At 40.7% G+C, this 15,226-nt stretch carries 12 protein-coding genes, 2 pseudogenes and 1 riboswitch; of the genes and pseudogenes, 8 read left to right on the top strand and 6 right to left on the bottom strand.

The annotated features are described in order from the left end of the window. Positions 1–53: 53 nt before the first annotated feature. Both FD44_RS08230 and FD44_RS10750 read right to left on the bottom strand, forming a co-directional pair. Positions 54–1,187 (bottom strand): baeRF6 domain-containing protein, encoded by a 1,134-nt coding sequence (locus FD44_RS08230; RefSeq protein WP_010620482.1) that lies wholly within the window; start codon positions 1,185–1,187, stop codon positions 54–56. 107 nt (positions 1,188–1,294) lie between these two features. Further along, positions 1,295–2,716, bottom strand: a pseudogene (locus FD44_RS10750) (peptide ABC transporter substrate-binding protein). A gap of 487 nt (positions 2,717–3,203) precedes the next feature. Here FD44_RS10750 and FD44_RS08215 point away from each other — a divergent pair. Beyond that, entirely contained in the window at positions 3,204–4,493 is a 1,290-nt protein-coding gene (locus FD44_RS08215) for a dicarboxylate/amino acid:cation symporter (protein ID WP_056973871.1), read from the top strand. 82 nt (positions 4,494–4,575) lie between these two features. Here FD44_RS08215 and FD44_RS08210 read toward each other — a convergent pair whose 3' ends face one another. Continuing rightward, positions 4,576–4,779 carry a CsbD family protein gene (locus tag FD44_RS08210; RefSeq protein ID WP_010620480.1) on the bottom strand — a complete coding sequence of 68 codons (204 nt, stop codon included), beginning with the start codon at positions 4,777–4,779 and terminating at the stop codon, positions 4,576–4,578. Positions 4,780–5,564: 785 nt separating this feature from the next. Beyond that, positions 5,565–5,733, bottom strand: a riboswitch (M-box (ykoK) riboswitch). 218 nt (positions 5,734–5,951) lie between these two features. Between FD44_RS08210 and FD44_RS08205 the strand changes: the two genes are divergently transcribed. From FD44_RS08205 to FD44_RS08190, 5 genes are all read left to right on the top strand, one after another. Then, on the top strand, positions 5,952–6,302 hold the full coding sequence (locus FD44_RS08205) for a hypothetical protein (protein WP_010620479.1): 351 nt from the start codon (positions 5,952–5,954) through the stop codon (positions 6,300–6,302). Between the two features lie 154 nt (positions 6,303–6,456). Further along, a complete protein-coding gene (locus FD44_RS10525; protein WP_010620478.1) occupies positions 6,457–6,609 on the top strand; it encodes a hypothetical protein in 153 nt (50 codons plus the stop codon). A gap of 56 nt (positions 6,610–6,665) precedes the next feature. Beyond that, positions 6,666–7,109 (top strand): universal stress protein, encoded by a 444-nt coding sequence (locus tag FD44_RS08200; protein WP_029327610.1) that lies wholly within the window; start codon positions 6,666–6,668, stop codon positions 7,107–7,109. Positions 7,110–7,197: 88 nt separating this feature from the next. Continuing rightward, entirely contained in the window at positions 7,198–7,836 is a 639-nt protein-coding gene (locus FD44_RS08195) for an SDR family oxidoreductase (RefSeq protein ID WP_010620476.1), read from the top strand. A 31-nt stretch (positions 7,837–7,867) separates the two neighbouring features. Continuing rightward, complete coding sequence (locus FD44_RS08190) at positions 7,868–8,134, top strand: hypothetical protein (protein ID WP_010620475.1); 267 nt, start codon at positions 7,868–7,870, stop codon at positions 8,132–8,134. 200 nt (positions 8,135–8,334) lie between these two features. Here FD44_RS08190 and FD44_RS08185 read toward each other — a convergent pair. The 3 genes and pseudogenes from FD44_RS08185 to zwf all read right to left on the bottom strand — a co-directional run bounded on the left by FD44_RS08185 (position 8,335) and on the right by zwf (position 12,726). Further along, a pseudogene (locus FD44_RS08185) lies at positions 8,335–9,513 on the bottom strand (class I SAM-dependent methyltransferase). A 125-nt stretch (positions 9,514–9,638) separates the two neighbouring features. After that, entirely contained in the window at positions 9,639–11,075 is a 1,437-nt protein-coding gene (gndA, locus tag FD44_RS08180) for an NADP-dependent phosphogluconate dehydrogenase (protein ID WP_010620472.1), read from the bottom strand. A gap of 181 nt (positions 11,076–11,256) precedes the next feature. Then, on the bottom strand, positions 11,257–12,726 hold the full coding sequence (zwf, locus tag FD44_RS08175) for a glucose-6-phosphate dehydrogenase (RefSeq protein ID WP_010620471.1): 1,470 nt from the start codon (positions 12,724–12,726) through the stop codon (positions 11,257–11,259). A 404-nt stretch (positions 12,727–13,130) separates the two neighbouring features. On the opposite strand from zwf, the gene FD44_RS08170 reads away from it, so the two are divergent. Together FD44_RS08170 and FD44_RS08165 are read left to right on the top strand one after the other, a co-directional pair. Beyond that, a complete protein-coding gene (locus FD44_RS08170; RefSeq protein ID WP_010620470.1) occupies positions 13,131–13,910 on the top strand; it encodes an Ig-like domain-containing protein in 780 nt (259 codons plus the stop codon). Between the two features lie 234 nt (positions 13,911–14,144). Beyond that, positions 14,145–15,179, top strand: a complete 1,035-nt coding sequence (locus tag FD44_RS08165) for a zinc-binding alcohol dehydrogenase family protein (protein ID WP_010620469.1) — start codon at positions 14,145–14,147, stop codon at positions 15,177–15,179. The last annotated feature ends 47 nt before the right edge of the window (positions 15,180–15,226 follow it).

Raw genomic sequence — 15,226 nt, 5'->3', positions numbered from 1 at the left:
CACTAATGTTAGTCAGTTTTTGTATATTCAAAAGTAAAAATAGGTCAAGGTAGTTAAATTGGGTATCTGAGCATTGCACAAATATCTGAATTTACCGGCATTTGTTCCTTCTGGAGGACAATCAAATGACCGCTGTTCTCTATCACACAATTAGCAATGTCATTATATAGATTGTTATGTTGTGAGTATTCAGATTCAAATTCTAGACCACCAGAAGTAAGTGAACCGGAACTAAACGCACCCTCACAAACAATTAAGGTTTCAATTTGACCTTTAAGGGCACAATCAACGATTTGACTGAGATCTTCAGTGGTCTGTTGAGCGTCATTTAAATTCTGATAGTCAGTTTGAAGGTCGACTAATGAATGCTCGACACCTTTTTTAATGACTGAAGAAACGCGTTGTGAAATTTCAGCCAGCGAAAGTTTAGAAGGTGAGCTTGGTTCAGTTAAGTGACTGATTAAGGAGTCATCGTTCATTGCTTCTCTAAACACAGCAATATTTTGCGGTAAGGCAAATAATATTACCGGTAGTTTCGTTAATGGATAGTGATCAGACAAATATGCTGCAATTTTTTGATAGTAATTTAGTTGATCATTTTTAACTTCTTGGCTTTTCTCGTTATTTCCGTGGAAATTAACGCCGCCATTGAATGATCGTAAATTCAATTGCCCACCCTTTAGCTCATTACTACCAAGGGTCTCTGGTAAAGTACCAGGAGCATCATCGTGTAACGAAAGTTCAACTAAATGATTGTCAGTACCTTGGAAGACTTTATAACTGTCCTGATTTAATGTCAGAATTAAGTGTTCTTGTTCTAACGTATTCTTACCAAGTGTTAACCAATCAGGGTGATCTGAAACGGATACGATAGAAGCTGTTACCTCGTGGTTTAAATCAACCACTTGAAGGTTATCGGGACCAATGATGATGGCACAAGACGGGCTTGTGACGTCAGACCAGTTATTGATGTCTGATAAATAGGGTCCCAATTTATCGAGATAATCACTCATATCAATTCCAGGATAGATTTGCATAAGCTGTTCAGTTGCATCGGATAGGACCTGCTTCATTTTGATTTTGGCCTTACTCCGATCACTGACAGTATTGGGATTTGGCATAACAACCGTTAAATACGGACCAGTAGTCGTACTAATAATATTTGTTAATCGATTTATATCTCGCATATGGTCGCCTCCTAATAGTATGGGGGTAGCTCTACTATGATTTAAGCGTAACATATTGAAATAGGTGACAAAATAAAAACGCCTAAGGAAACCTTAGACGTTTGCTATTACGATTTCCAGTAGGCGTACTGGTACTGAATGCCAGATAGTGCGGTAAAACTGATGCCACCTAATCGTTTATCAACTAGGTTAGATTGAGCAACCTGGTATAAAGGAACGATACCTTGCTGTTGCATAAGATACTTGTCGGCTTTGATCATTAAATCATAACGCTGTTTTTCAGAATATTTCGTTGTATCATTAATTTGGCTAATCAATTTTTGATAGGTGGCATCCTTCCAATTTGAGAAGGAGAGGGCGTTGCCGTACTCTGCCATTTGGAGAAAATCAGCAGGATCATACAAACCGGTAGACCAGCCATCCAAATTAATTTCGTAGTTTTTGTCGCTACCCATTTGGATGTGTTGCGCTTGAGGAACGGCTTTTAACGTTAAGGTTAGTCCTGGTAATTCCTTTTTGACGACGGCTTGCATATATTCACCCACTTGTTTGCTGGCATCATCATCGCCAGTCAGCAATTGAACGGATATCTGCTTTTTACCTAATTCGGATTGAGCCTTTTTCCAATACGACTTAGCGGCCTTTGTGTTGACTTTTAGTTTGTTGCCCACTTCTTTTGCAAAATCTTCACCGGTTGTTGGATTCGTTGCATCGCCTTGCGGAACCATGCTCCAGGCTGCTACTGAACCATCCTGAAGCACACTCTTGGTGAGCTGCTCACGGTCTAATGCGTAACTAATCGCTTTGTGCAAATTGGTATTATTAGTTGTTTTACTTTTGCTATTAAATTCAAGATACGCATTTCGCAAAATTTTAGTTGTTTTCAACGAAGAATTGTTGGCATTAGCTTTCACCAATTGTCCCGTTAATTGCGTAATTTGTACCTTATTCGCTTTAAATAGGTTCAATGCAGTGCTGCTGTCCTTTTCAACCTTAACGTTAACAGTCGAAATTCGTACTTTACGAATATTATAGTTAGGATTTCGTTTTAATTTAAAAGAGGTACTCGTCCCATTTCATCCGATCAATTTGTAAGGGCCATTTGTCACTAACTTATCGGAACTAGTTCCGTAAGAGGAGCCGAACTTTTTAGCTGCGGACTGGTTAATTGGGTAGTAATCCGTTAGCAAATAATTGAAATAGGGAACTGGAGCAGGAAGTTGGATTTCAAAGCGATATTTACTAAGGGCCTTGACGCCAAATTTAGAAACTGGGGCCTTCCCGGTTGAAACAGCTTTGAAATTCTTGATAAACTTGTAGTTTGCGAGTCGCTGGGACTTCGTTTTAGGGTTAACGGCGCGCTGAAATCCCGCAACAAAATCTTTTGCAGTGACTTCTTGCCCGTTGCTCCACTTCGTTTTCCGTAAGTTAAAAACGTAGCGTTTACCACCATCAGTTGGCTTCACAACTTGTTTAGCGACACTAGAAACAACCTTTCCTGAAGAACTCAATGTATAAAGTCCCTGCATCGTTTGCGAAACAATCGTTGAACTATTAACGTCGGTCGTCTGCGCGGGATCAGCTGTTGCTGGTTCACCACTCAAAGTTACCGTCAGCGGGCGATTCTTGTCCGAACTGGCACTGGACTGACCACACCCCGTTAAAACGATTGCCACTAGAACACTACTAAACAATGTTGCGATATATTTAATTTTCATGAAAAATTCCTCCGATCTCGAGCGACACTTGCAACAATTCTACAAGTGACTATGATGTCGAGATCCTTTATTGTTTAGAGAAATATCGCATGAAAATTACCAAATTATGGACATGTAAACTCACCACTTTCTTTTTAAGTTGGACTAAACTTATCACACGAAAAATGAGAAGTCAATGAGGAAAATAGAATTAAAGCTAATTTCGTTTTAATTAAGTCACAAACGAATAATTATGCTAAAATATGAAAGTATGGTTTTAAAATAATTAAAAATAGGTAAGGTATAAAGGAGAATATTTATGAAGCGGTATCGAGCTTATCGATTGACCTTGGGGTGGCAAATCTTAATTGGTCTTGTTTTGGGGATTATCCTTGGTGTTATTTTCTATCAAAATAAAACGGCCATTACGGCTATGCAGAACATTGGAACCATGTTTATTAGTCTTATCCAAATGATTGTGCTGCCAATCGTTGTTTCGTGTTTGACGGTTGGGATTGCTAATATGGGTGATATTAAGAAACTGGGCCGAGTTGGTGGCAAGACTTTAATCTATTTTGAAGTGATGTCAACGATCGCAATTATTTTGGGTATGATTGTTGCGAATGTGTTTAAACCTGGTGATTTTATCAATATTCATGCATTACATAGTCAAGACATTAGTGCCTATGTCCAAACTGCAAAGCATGCTTCTGATAGCGGGATTTGGTCAACGATTATGGGCATTATTCCGACCAACTTTTTTAACTCATTAAGTACTGGAGACATGATGCCTGTCATTTTCTTCTCCGTATTCTTTGGTTTAGGAACGGCCGCAATTGGCAAACAAGGCAAGGTCATTATTGATCTCTTGGATGCCATTTCTCAAGTGATGTTTAGAGTCACTAACTGGGTGATGCATGTGGCGCCAATTGGTGTTTGTGCTTTGATTGGTGTAACGGTGGCACAATTGGGGCTATCAGCACTTGCACCACTTGGCTACTTCATTTTGTTAGCCTACGCGACGATGGCACTATTTATCGTTGTTTTCATGGGAATTGTGGCAAGAATTTTCAAATTTAGCATTTTTGATTTGCTACGAGTGATCAAGGATGAAGCAGTTCTAGCATTTTCAACTGCCAGTTCTGAAGCAGCACTTCCAAAAATGATTGATAAAATGGACAAATATGGTGTCAGCAAGGGGATTGTTTCCTTCGTTATTCCAACGGGGTATACTTTTAACCTAGATGGGTCAGCAATTTACCAGTCACTGGCAGCTTTATTCCTCGCTCAGGCCTATCATATCCACCTGAGTCTCGGTCAACAGCTAACACTGCTAGTTGTTCTGATGATTACCTCAAAAGGAATGGCCGGCGTCCCAGGGGCCTCATTTGTCGTTCTGCTAGCGACTGTCTCAACAATTGGTGTTCCAATGGCCGGATTAACGTTTATTGCCGGAATTGATCGGTTGGTTGATATGGGTCGAACAGCAGTCAACGTTGTGGGTAATTCATTGGCAACTGTTGTCATTGGCAAGTCTGAAAACGAATTTGACGAGGAAAAGTCAGAGGCGTACTTAAAGAAAATTAAAGCAGATAAGGCGAAGGCCTAAGCTGTCTAAAAGACTACTCATATGAGTGGTCTTTTTTTGCAACAAAAATGGTGAGGGTCATTGACCACTCACCATTGGAATTCTATTTGTCGTTATGGCGATCATCTAAATCGTTAGCCTTATCAGCTACCTTGTCTTGTGCCTCGCCAGTCCGTTCCTTAATGTTACCCTTTGCCTTTTGGAGTTTACCCTTAAGCTCGGTACTTTCGTTACCAGTTGCTTTGCCAAGTTTTTCTTTAGCAGAGCCCATTAATTGGTCCTTCTTACCATCAAGTTTTTTAGGCATAATATTGCTCCTTCCTATGGGGGATAATTTTAGTGTAAACGAATTGGGTGAGGTGTGGCAATAAATATACCTACTGAAAAGTTGCGAAATAAAAAAGGAGCTCCATTCAAATGAAGTTCCTCTTATGCCGGCGTCATCACCATCTACACCAAACACATGGCAGGTTGATTCCCATCAATCTATGTTTGTGTTTGCTGCTATCATGATGATAGTGACAACGTTATAGTAAAATTTATTGTGATTCACGATCAATTCTCCAAGCTGACGAGTGGTACAAGCAGTAAATGCCAATTCCTCCGAAGGTTCCCCAAACGGAAAGTGCCATGTTTCTATTCTGTACGATCACGTCAATGATCTTAGGCGCAGAACGACACTGAAATTAAAATTTAATGCTTACTCAATCAGCTAGAATAGAGACTTTGCAATAGACTGCTAACGATATACTAGAGGTTTTCGCTTATCGATCGACTATAACGCCAATCACGAAATTAAAAGCAGTGATCTATGCAAAACTCAATCAGTGAATCTAGCTTGATTACTTGTGTAATCCGGGAAAATTGGATCAACACATGTGATTTAGGCCACCAAATCATAAGAGGCGTTGATAGCCAACTTTCCCTTCAGCTGTTTATAATTAGACGATCCAGGGTCTTGTAATTCAGTTGTCATATCAATCACCTCCTAAAGTGGCTCGTTAGTTAATCAAAAAAGGCATCCAGCCCACAATCGGCTGGATGCCATCGAAATCGTTCTTCAATGCACCTGTTACCACCCCAATTATGGAGTGGTAGCGCCAATCGTTGAGCTTTAGCACTATATGGCGTAGTTATCATACAATAACAGCTACATTAGACCAAGCCTTGTTTTAACTTGGACAGCTGACTCATTGGCGTTTTTCGACGTTTCTGAGCAGTAGCATTTTCCATATAGGATCCTCACCCAACGGCCTATTCTTTCTATCATTAAGTATACACTATTTTTTAAAAGAATACAATATAATGCTTGAATCTAGCACAAAAAAATCTCATCTTTCTATTGGCGCTCAATTCTTAAATAAGTTGAATAGTCAGAAATTTAACAATCCCTTGTTTGAGACCTATAATGAGGGACGAGAGGCAAAAAGGATTGTTAAATTGTAGTCGCAGAATTAGGTCAAATGAGGAGGATTACTGATGTCAGAGGACGCAACAGTTACTGTACGGCAATTGAGTGATGCAGCAAAACATCACGCGGTCGGATTATTTGCTAAATTTTATATTCAAAGTTTTCGTCGTAACAAATTGGAAATTCTAACGGATTATCCAATTGTGCCTGAAATGGAACAAATTAATCACTATATTACTCAAAATAACAGTTTCCATCCAGAACAACTTTTGAGCCAAATTCAACAAAGCTATGGAAGTTATTTTTATGATATTTTGATTCAATTGAAACAAAATTTTCGGGATGACGGCACACCATCTGCAGGTTCATGGACAAAGTGGTACTCAGAAAAGTTTCAAGGATTAAGAGTGGAAGAATAATGGATAAAACGAGTTCTCTTGTTAGAGAACTTTTTATTTTGCCTTGAATCGATTTTTAAACTGCGGTACGGTTAGAATGGTTCTAATTAAGTGAAAGGAGTGTTCGAAATGCACAAGAAATATTTTGGAAATCAAATTAGGGGGATAAAAGATAATGAGTAAAGATATTGAGCCAAAGCAAAGCCATAAACTGATTGAGTATGCTAACGGACCATCGCTGGAAGAAATTAATAGTACGGTGAAGGTTCCACAGGGAAAAGGGTTCTGGAGGACGTTACTCGCCTATTCAGGACCTGCATCGTGGTAACAAACGATATGAAGCGCAATTAGCATCTGAAAATGAAAAAGGTCGTGATTAGAATGATGAATGAAATGAATCCAAAGCAGTTTAGTCATATTTTAGTTGGTGTTGACGATTCCGCCGATGCCCAATTGGCATTTAGGTATGCGATGAATCGGGCAAAAAAAGATGGGGCTAAGTTGACGATTGTTTCGATATTGGAATCTGATGAAATGAACGTTTATCAAGCGATGAGTAAGGATTACGTTCATGGTCAACGGGCACAATTAGAAAAGCACATTGGAGAGTATCGAAAATTAGCAGAGCAGTTTGGCGTAAAACGGGTTGAGACGGTCGTTTTGGAAGGTGATCCGGGAGAAACCATTGTCAAAAGGGTTATCCCAGCAGTAAAGCCGGACCTTCTAGTAGTTGGTTCGTTGTCTAAAACTGGGATTCAGAAGCGATTTGGGTCCCAAGCGGCCTACATGGCTAAGTACGCTCCAATATCGGTTTTGGTTGTTAGATAAATTTATGAAACGCTTTTGTAAAATACAAAGGCGTTTTTATTTTAGTTCTATCCCGGAACAGATATACTAAAATAGGAGGTGCTAAGAGATGAAAGTATTTGTAATTGGAGCACATGGGAATGTCGGCCATTTGGTCGTTTCTCAATTAAAGATGGCGGGACACGAAGTTACCGCTGGTATTCGTAAACCTGAGCAAAAGGAATCATTTGAAGAAGAGGGAATCAAAACGGTTCACGTTGATTTGCTAGACAAACCAGAGGCGTTAGCAGTTAATTTGGATGGTTACGATGCCGTCGTCTTTTCAGCTGGATCGGGTGGTAAAACTGGTGACGATATGACGATGCTCATTGATTTAGATGGTGCAGTCAAAAGCATGCAAGCAGCTGAAATTGCTGGTGTTAAACGCTACGTCATGGTTAGTGCTTTATTTGCCGAAGACCGAAATCGGTGGAATAATATTAAACCATATTATGCGGCTAAATTTTATGCAGATGAATGGCTTCGTTATCGAACGGGCTTGGATTACACCATATTGGAACCTGGCCGCCTAACGTTTGACGAAGGAACTGGCAAGATTAACACCGACGGAATTGAAGGCGGCGCTATCCCTCGGGAAGACGTTGCTGCAGCAGTCGTTGCTAGTTTAACGACGCCAGAGACGATTAAGAAAACGATTCCGATGGTTAGCGGGCAGAATGGAATTAAAGATGCACTTGCTTCAATTTAGGTAACTGCACTCAATTAAGGAGGTCAGCATGATGGCAAAAGAAATAAACTTGGATCCACAAAAGGCAAAGCTATTGGAACACCATTTAGACGAATGGACAAAGTGGCGGCAACAAGTTGATCCGGATACCGCTGACACCGATTGGGATACATTTATTTTGAAGAGTCAGCAAAAGGCAAAAGCTGAACAATTGCAAATGGACCGTCAAATTGCTGAATGGCAACAGCTACATGACCTGCAAACGGAGTTAAAGAGCCGAATTGCGGGGGATGCGCACGGCGGACAAACGATGCAATAAAAATAAGGGTGAGACAAAAGGCGGTTTGCTTATGAGAATAGCCTAGATTAACGAATAATCCTGCACTTGGGATTGTTTGTTAATCGTAGCTAAGCGGAGAAAGCAGCCTTTTGGAACCCGACTAAGCAAGAATATTCGGAAATAACATAGGAGCTGGGACAAAACATTTGTTTTGTCCCAGCTCCTTATTTAGTTCCTATTTACGATTCCTCATACATATAATCACGCGTCATTGGCAATCCTTCACCACTTGGTGCCTTTGTCAGCAAAAACTGCATGACATCAATGTTGCCAGATTCAAATGAGGCGGCAGCGGCTTGCAGATAAAGATCCCACATTCGGCAAAAACGCTCGTCAAACATGTTGCGAACCTGATCTCGAACGTCATTGAAGTTGTGATCCCAGATTTCAAGCGTCTTTTGGTAGTGACGACGCAGCGGTTCCAAATCATCAATCTGAAGGTTGGCTTCAATCATGTAGTCAACGTTTTTGGAGACACTGGGGATGTAACCACCGGGGAAGATATATTTTGTTAGCCAAGGCTCAACGCCGGGGCCGTTATGTTGACCGGTAATTCCATGAATCAGGGCTCGAGCGCCTGGCTTAAGCAGGTCATGAACCTTCTCAAAATAGCCCGGCAGGTTATCTTTACCAACATGTTCGAACATACCAACGCTGGTAATGTAGTCGAACTGACCGGTCGTTTGCCGGTAATCTTCCAAACGAATTTCAACTAGATCCTCAAGGCCTCGTTTTTGAATTTGTTCTTTCGTGTAGTTATATTGCTCCTCACTCAGCGTAACCCCAGTGGCGTGAAGCCCATAATCTTCGGCAGCAACGTAGAGGAGGGTTCCCCAACCTTATCCAATATCAAGCAGGCGTTTGCCCCGTTCTGGCTTTAATTTTTTCAAAATATGATGAATCTTATTTAATTGGGCCTGTTCTAGTGTATCATCGTCATTTTCAAAGTAGGCACATGAGTAGGTCAACGTAGGGTCTAGCCATAGTTTGTAGAAATCGTTACCGATGTCGTAATGACTTTGAATATCCTTGGTATTTTCCTTTTCTGAATGACCTTGTTTAGGCACAAATTTCAAGAAGCGCTTATCATGCATAAAACTAGTTGTTGACCGATACGCTGAAGCAACGACTTGTTGGATTGACCCTTTGATATCAATATCGCCATTCATATAGGCTTCACCCAACGTTAAGGTGGCATGCTTAGCAATTTCCGTCATCGGGAGTTCTTTGTTAATGTCAATTTCAGCTTGAGGAGTTCCCTCACCGTAAACTTCGGATTTACCGTCCCAATACTTGACCGTGACAGGAAAATCGAATGCATGGCTTAATAGTTTTTTGTAAATTGTTTTTTCTAACACAAATTGTCACTCCATTTCAAAAATTTAACATGATTATTCTAAACTTTTTTGAGGAGGTGGCGCTAATGATTTGGTCAAAAAAAGCAAAGTCCAATTGGACTTTGCTTAGAGGTTGCTTAATTAGTCTATTGTTCTTCATACCATGGGTAATGGAAGTTACCTTCACGGTCAGTACGTTCGTACGTATGAGCACCGAAGTAATCACGTTGCGCTTGTAGTAAGTTAGCGGGAAGAACTTCTGCACGATATGAATCGTAGTAAGTGATTGCGGCACTGAACCCGGGAACGGGGACACCAGCTTTAACAGCTAATGCAACAACGTCACGAACGGATTCTTGATATTTGGCAGCAATATCCTTGAAGTAGTCATCAAGAAGTAAGTTAGTTAAATCAGGTTTCTTGTCAAAGGCATCAGTGATGTTTTGTAAGAAACGAGCACGGATGATACAGCCGGCACGCCAGATTTGAGCTAATTCACCAAACTTAAGGTTCCAGTCGTTCTTATCAGATGCAATTCGAAGCTGTTCGAAACCTTGAGCATAACTCATTAACTTACTGAAGAAGAGGGCTTGACGAATCTTTTCAATCAATACCTTCTTTTCGCCTAGTTCAACATTGCCTTTAGGAGCAGGAAGTTGCTTAGATGCTTCAACCCGTTCGTTCTTCATCATTGAAATGTAACGTGCGTAAACAGCTTCAGTGATAACTGATTGAGGAACTTGGATGTCTAAGGCATCCTCTGAGCTCCACTTACCAGTTCCTTTGTTGTTACCACGGTCCAAAATCATATCAACGATTGGCTTAGACTTGTCATCACCAATGTCATCTTTACGAGTCAAGATATCAGCAGTAATTTCGATTAGGTAGCTGTCGAGTTCACCCTTGTTCCATTCTTTGAAGATGCCAGCCATTTCATCAACGGAAAAACCAGCAACGTTACGCATAATGTTATAACTTTCGTCGATTAATTCTTCATCGCCGTATTCAATTCCATTATGAATCATCTTAACGTAGTGACCTGCGCCGTTAGGTCCAATGTAGGCGACACATGATTTGCCGTCTTGAGGAGCCTTAGCGGAGATTTGTTCCAAGATAGGAGCAACTAGGTCGTAAGCTTCTTTTTGACCACCTGGCATTAATGAAGGGCCTTGTAGGGCGCCAAGTTCACCACCAGAAACACCCATACCGATAAAGTTGATGCCTGATTTATCCAAACGGGCGTTACGGGCCATTGTGTCGTGGAAGTTTGTGTTACCACCGTCGATTAAAACGTCACCCTTATCCAAAAGTGGTAAGAGTTCGTCAATAACGGCATCGGTTGGTTTACCAGCCTTAACCATCATCAAAATTCGACGAGGTTTTTCAAGTGAATCAACAAATTCTTCAATTGTATGAGATGGGATTAATTTCTTTTCGCTATGATCTTTCATAACCTCATCCGTTTTTGCAGCGGTACGGTTATAGATACCAACGGTGAAGCCGCGGCTTTCAATGTTAAGGGCTAAGTTTTTACCCATAACGGCCATTCCAACAACACCAATGTTTGCTAATTTTTCAGCCATCATTACCATCCTTTTTGAACCAATTTTTAAGAGTACTTAGTTATTTTAGCACTGGAATGAAAATAAGTGAACCGTTTACATTATATTTTGTTAAAAAATGAGCAATCTTTTTTATTATTATTTTAAGAGAAGTAAAAAGAGGCCACATTCTTAAAAATCAGAATGTGACCTCTTACATTAATTATTTATTTAAACGATAAACCCATTGACGATGATCGCGTTCGATCAATTCGTCGGCTGCAGCTGGACCCATTGATCCTGGCGTGTAGTTAGGGAAGTTAGGTTGTTGTAAGTCCCAAACTTTGCGGATTTGATCAACAAATTTCCATGCGTATGAAACTTCTTGCCAACTTGAGAAGTTGGTACCGTCACCCTTAAGAGCATCATGAAGCAAACGTTCGTATGGTTCTGGCGTTTTCTTTGAGTCTTCAGGATCAACGAAGTATTCCATGGTAACTGGTGCAGTTTGGAAACCTTGGTCGTTGTTCTTAGCATTGATTTTAAGGGCGAATCCGGCCTTAGGTTCAATGTAAAGAGTCAAGACGTTAGTATCCAAAGGCTTCGAAGTTGAGCTACCTGGGAATGAGAAGATATCAACAAGTGGCTTCTTGAAGACAACGTCCACACGAGTGAACTTGTCAGCAAGAACCTTACCCGTTCTAATGTAGAATGGGGTACCTGACCAACGATAGTTATCAAACATTAATTTACCGGCAACGAATGTTTCAGTGTTGGAGTCGGCAGGAACATTGTCCTCTTCACGGTAAGGGTTAATCTTGCCACCAGCATCGTATTGACCACGAACAAAGTTAGTAGCGGCTTCGGCAACGTTATAAACGCGAAGACTACGAAGTGCCTTAACTTTTTCAGCCCGAATGTCGCTGTCAGTAAAGGCAACGGGTTGCTCCATAGCAAGCAGACTAACGATTTGCATAATATGGTTTTGAACCATGTCACGTAAAGCACCAGACTTGTCATAGTAGGAAGCACGTTCCTCAACACCCAACTTTTCGGAAAGGGTGACTTGAATGTTATCAATGTAGCGATTATTCCAAAGGGATTCGATGATTGTGTTACCAAAGCGAAGGGCTTCGATATTTTGAATCATTTCCTTACCTAAGTAATGGTCGATACGGAAAATTTGTTCTTCATCAAATGATTGAGCAAGAGCTTCGTTAAGTGCCTTTGCGGAATCATAGTCCCGGCCAAATGGCTTTTCAATGACAAGACGGCTAAAGCCCTTGTCGTTGACGAGGCCTTCACTACGAAGGTAGCCAGCAACAGTGCCAAAGAAGTTTGGTGCCATTGAAAGGTAGAAGATTTGGTTGCCTTGAAGCTTGTATTTTTTATCAAGTTCCACAGCACGTTCTTTTAGAACAGAGTAATGGGCTTTGTCAGTAACATCATGTGCTTCATAATAGAAGTGAGAGATGAACTTTTCGGCTTCTTTACTATCTGAACCAATAGATTTTTGAACCTTTTCACGGAATTTTTCGTCAGTAAGCTTGTCGCGGGCAGTTCCAACAACGGCAAACTTTTCACGTAACGTTCCCTTTTGGTATAAGTTAAACAATGAAGGGTAGAGCTTACGATAAGCAAGGTCTCCAGTACCTCCAAAGAAAATAAATAGTGCACTTCTTTCAGATGCCACTAATAGTCACTCCTTAATATAGTTAAGTATTTAAAAACGGTTTAATAGATTTAAAACGCGATTGTGTGCAACCGACTGCATTGGGTCGCACCATAATGTCTAGTACTTGCTTATTATATAACATTTCCTACTGTTGAACAGCTATTTGACGAAAGTTTTCTTGAGTCAACAGCGAGTGTCCAAAAATAGGTCGTGCTAACCTATATGAAAATTGCTTTCATAAAAATTAACAAAATTGAAAGAAAACGAGTAAAAACGGTTTTCATAGTCAAAAAAGACAAATATTTCATTAAAATTTTTAAAAAGACATAAGGATTTCTAAAGTTACCTTACTTTACACCTCATTGAGACTATACTATTCAAGTTGAATCAAGTAAATTGAAGATAATTGAAGGAGATCAAGAATGAAAAATATTAAATTAATTGCGGTCACATTTTTAGCGGTAGTTGGTATCATCACTTTAACAGCAACTGTTAGAGCATCTGCTGCAACAACAACTGCGACCCCAAGTTTAAGCGTTAATGCGATTTACTCTGGTGCCAAGACTGTTTCAGGTAAGGCAACTAAGGGTGTCAATATTACCGTTAAATCTAGCGCAAAGAAAAATTTAGGAACTGCGGTTGCCTCAAAGAGTACCGGTAAGTATACGGTTAAACTTTCAAAGGCCTTAAAGTCAGGATCTTCAGTTTATGTTTATGCGCGTGCAAAGGGTGCAACTAAGTACTTCTACCGAATCATTCACGTTCAAGCAGCTAAGAGCAAGACAAACGTTACCAAGGTAACCAAGACGGCTACTAAGGCAACAACAGCTAAAACAACGACGACCAAAACAACAACGAGTACAGTTAAGAAGGTTTCTCCTGCAACACCAACTGGCACTTGGACTTCAAACTCAGTAAACGGCTATAAGCTTCGTTACACATTTAGCCAAAAGACTGGTTTTTCATCAAACGTCATTAAGTCAGGTAAGAGCAAAGCCGTTATTTCAAATGCGACATATAACGTGACTGCAAAAGCAACGAACTTCTGGAAGATCACAACTAAGACTCATAGTGGTAAGAAGGGAACGTTCTACGTTCGCTTTAGCTCAAACAAGAAATTTACGCTCGTTAACAGTAAAAACCAAAAAGTTAAGGTCAGCATTGGTAATGCACCAAAAGCTGTTTATACATTAACTAAATAATTAACCATCTGAGGGTGGCCGAGACTAAACTTTTGTCTCGGCCATTTTTTATTGTCTATTACTTATCCTAATCGGGCTCCAAAAGACACCTCCCTACGCCTAACTACGATTAACAAACAATCCAAGTACAGGATTATTTGTTAATCTAGGTTACGCTCGGAAGCTAACCGTCTTTCGTCGCACCTCCCTTTTTTTGTACTATAATTTAGTCATACTCAAAAAAGGAGTGCGGCTATGACAAAAATGATGAAGGCGGTTGGCTTTTACGAAGGTCTGCCGGTCAGCGATTCTAAGGCATTTGAAGACGTTCAACTGGAGAAGCCGGTTGCAACGGGCAAAGATTTGTTAGTCAAAGTTCAATCAGTTTCGGTGAATCCGGTTGACACCAAAACACGGGAGGCAACCCCCAAGCAAGCAACGCCAAAAGTAATTGGATTTGATGCAGTTGGAGAAGTTGTTGGCCTAGGAGAATCGGTCACTAAATTTAAGGCCAGCGATCAGGTTTACTACGCGGGATCGATTATCCGATCTGGCAGCAATTCTGAGTTTCAATTAGTTGATGAGCGGCTCGTAGCTGCTGCACCCAAGAAACTGACGGTTAATGAAGCGGCAGCAATGCCACTCGTCAGCTTAACGGCGTACGAGCTCCTATTTGAAAAGATGGGCTACACATTTGGTGAAGGCGCTAATACTGGTAAAACGATTTTGATTATCAATGGCGCTGGTGGCGTTGGCTCGATTATGACGCAACTAGCAAAATGGAGCGGTTTGACGGTAATTGCAACGAGCAGTCATGGTAAATTTGACTGGCTAAGGGAAAACGGAACTGATTTTCCGATTGATTACCGTGATGATCTGGTGCAATCCGTTTCTAAATTACCGGTGGGACTCATTTCTGGAATTGCAATTCTACACGTTCCCCAACCTTACCTTGAGGCAGCAAGTGAACTTATTGCACCATTTGGCCACGTTGCGACAATTGTTGGTGCTAACGTGGAATTACCAGTGGATGTTTTGAAAGATAAGGCCGCAAGCTTTGACTGGGAGTTCATGTTTGCCAAGAGTAAGTACCACTTTAATGAAGCATCGCAAGGTCAAATTCTAGCGGACATGGCAAGCTTGTTTGATTCTGGAAAACTGCACTCAACGATGACGGAGATCATCGCGAATGGAATCAATGCGAAAGTGATGCGTGAGGCTCATAAAAAAGTTGAAAGTGGACATATGAGCGGCAAGTTAGTGGTGGCTGGACCATTTAATGCTGATTAGTGTTCAACGTAGCAGCTGAGAAGCTGCTTTTTTCTACGATTAGTCAA

Source organism: Secundilactobacillus malefermentans DSM 5705 = KCTC 3548 (assembly GCF_001436395.1).
Lineage (GTDB): Bacteria > Bacillota > Bacilli > Lactobacillales > Lactobacillaceae > Secundilactobacillus > Secundilactobacillus malefermentans.
The sequence above is the reverse complement of the archived record's forward strand: the minus strand, read 5'-3'. Positions and strand labels throughout refer to the sequence as shown.